The organism is Streptomyces sp. NPDC054796, assembly GCF_053611545.1.
The window spans coordinates 1-2,562 of sequence record NZ_JBSHAO010000141.1; the positions used below are offsets into that span (position 1 = coordinate 1).

General features: G+C 72.7%; 3 protein-coding genes. All 3 read right to left on the reverse strand.

Translation table 11 applies throughout. The features are described 5' to 3' along the window. Window positions 1-173: 173 nt before the first annotated feature. Window positions 174-860 carry a DciA family protein gene (locus ACWGJ2_RS40185; protein ID WP_453351372.1) on the reverse strand — a complete coding sequence of 229 codons (687 nt, stop codon included), beginning with the start codon at window positions 858-860 and terminating at the stop codon, window positions 174-176. A gap of 27 nt (window positions 861-887) precedes the next feature. Further along, window positions 888-2,150 (reverse strand): hypothetical protein, encoded by a 1,263-nt coding sequence (locus ACWGJ2_RS40190; protein WP_453351373.1) that lies wholly within the window; start codon window positions 2,148-2,150, stop codon window positions 888-890. A 92-nt stretch (window positions 2,151-2,242) separates the two neighbouring features. After that, on the reverse strand, window positions 2,243-2,562 hold a 320-nt coding region (locus ACWGJ2_RS40195; RefSeq protein ID WP_453351374.1), incomplete at its 5' end, for a hypothetical protein.

Consider the following 2,562-nt stretch of genomic DNA (forward strand, 5'->3'; position numbering starts at 1 on the left):
GAGTGGAGCATCCCGTGCAGGACGGTGGTCTCCGCCTGGGTGTCGTAGTGCGCACCGCTGTGTGCCGGCTGCTCCTGGTCCATGGGTGGCCTTCCGATCGTGCGGCACCGTGTCGAGGGGGCGTTCAGCGTAACGGAGCGATGGGCGGCTGCTGTCCGGCCAAGGACTTTCCCTCAGCTGCTGGCTCTGGCCCTGCGCGCCTTGTGCACGGCTCGTGCCTGCACGAGCTGCTGCCGTGTCGCGGCGGCTTCTCGCGGCGCCCAGGCGGGGCCGTAGGGGGCGAGTTCGCGGGGCGTGCTCGCCTGCTGCCGCCGCACGGCCGCCTCCACCCGCGGGTCCGCGCACGGCGCGGCCGGTCCGGTCCCCGGCCGGGTGGTGATCGCCTCCTCCGGCATTCTCTCGGGCGGATTCATCCGGAGGAGTGAGCGCGCGGAGGGCGGCAGGATACGGATGTCGCTGACGGGGCAGCCGCGCTCGCGCAGGTTCGCGACGAGCCTTCTCCTGAGCAGTTGCGCCTGAAAGTGCCACGTCTTGCTGTCGGCTATCACCGTGAGGAGGCCGGTCTGCTGCGCGTAGTCGACGAAGCGCAGGCGAGCGGCGGCTTCGCGGCCCACCGTCTGACGCCACATCCGGTTGACCTCCATGGGGGTCCCGGGGCTGAACACTCCCGGCGCGCGTTCATGGAGCAGGTCCAGGATCACCTCCCGGATGCCGGTGGGCTGTCGGCGAGGACGGATACGGGTACGGGCCGTCCTCGCCGCGCGCTCGGGGGGCCGGCGCCGTGCGGTCTCCTTCGCTTGGCGCAGCGTCAGGGCCGCCAGGTCCGCTCCGGTCTTCCCGGGATGCTCCTCGCTTGTCATCACGCTCTCCTCCAGGCCACGCGGTGTTCAGTCGGTGTCCGCGGGGACGGGGTCGGGTGCGCGGCACACATGGCAGCTGTCGTGCTGGGGGGCGTGGCGCGTCCGGCCGCACCGGCAGGTGGGCCATCCCAGGCAGCCGGCGCAGCGGTCGTGTCCGGGGACGGCGGGGCGTCCGCACGAGCCCTCCCGTCCCTCGCACTCGACGGCCGGGGGCCGGTAGGCGATGGCGTCGGTCAGGGGGCGGTCGGCGGCAGTGGAGACCGGCGGCTGCGGCTCGTCGAGTTCGTCGTCGGCGTCCGGGCGGGGCGGAACGCTGGCGGCGGGGGCCGGGCCGGGTGCGCGGCACAGGCGGCAAGCCGAGTATTGCGGGTCGTGACGTATTCGGTTGCACACGCACCAGGGCCATCCCAGACAGGCTGGGCACTGGTCGTGGCCCGGCGCGGCGGGGCGCCCGCATGCTCCGCCGCGGCCCTCGCACTCGACGGCCGGGGGGCCGTGGGGGGCGGTCTCTTCGTTCTCCGGTTCCTCCTGGGCGGCGGAGCCGGTGTCCGGCGCGTGGGTGCGGGCGGGATTGCCCTCTCCTCGGCACTGCGGGCACAGCCGGTCCGGGTCGTGGCGCTGCCAGCCGTCCTCGCAGCGGGAGGGGCAGTCGGCGGGGGCGATCAGCCGGGCGGCGATGTCGTAGGGGGTGTGGCCGGGCTGGCGGATGTCGGCGTCGCGGTACAGGGGACGCGTGGACCAGTGGTTCCACCAGCGGCGTTCGATGCGCTCGCACAGTTCCTGCACGGACCGGTCTCCCAGTTCGTGACGAATGGTGTCGATGACCGTGGGCGGTATGCCCCTGTCGCATTCCCGGAGCAGTTTGGTGGGCAGGGCGGCGAGGACTGCGCGAATCGGGTCGCCTGCCTCGCGGATCTTCTTGCACGAGGGGCACAGGTCTTGGTCCCAGGTCTGCGGGTAGAGGCGTCGGGTGCCGCTCCTGGGCGTCGTCGTGTCTGTCTCTTCTTCCGTGCCGGGGGCGGGAAGCTGCCCGCCGCACAGGCGGCACCGTTGCTGGCATTTCAGGCACCGGCCGCCCTTGGGCGAGGGGGCCTGGCATTCGGGGCATTCGCGGCTGCACGGCGAGCACAGGTGGTTCTCGGGGTGCGGCACCGGCAGCCAGCGGCGTTCGCCTTGGCAGCGGATGCATTTTCGGGTGTCGATGTCCGCGACGGGGGTGGGCAGGACGGGGTGCCCGTCGCAGCTGTCGCAGCGGACGACGGTCTGCTTGCCGCGTTGCTGGAGGCTCACCCGGCTTTTCCTTCCCGCGGGACGGACGCATGGTCAACGCCCAGTATGGCGGGCGGAGTCCGAGAGCCGGGTGCGCGGCGCCGTCGGCGTGGTCACCAGGTGATGCCGGTTTTCATCGGGGCGGGTCCGTGCCGGTCCTTGGCGACGAGGACGTCCAGGTAGTGCGGCTGCGTGCCGTTCAGCAGCAGGAGTGTGTCCGCGTCGTAGACGAGTTCGGCGGCCAGGCCCAGGTCGCGCAGGGCCAGCGGGTGGTCCCGCCCCGCGCACGGTGAGAGGTGGGCCATCGCGATGACCGCGGGCCGGTTCATTCCCGGCTCACCGGCCAGGATCTTCAGCTGCCGTCCCAGCTCCGCAGCCTGGTCCGGCTCGCGGGGCGGGCCCTGCCGATCGTCGAGGCCGAGCAGTTCGACGG

Coding starts and splice junctions, on each gene's coding strand:
- ACWGJ2_RS40185 (WP_453351372.1), bottom strand. CDS start 860: ATGACAAGCGAGGAGCATCCCGGGAAGACCGGAGCGGACCTGGCGGCC.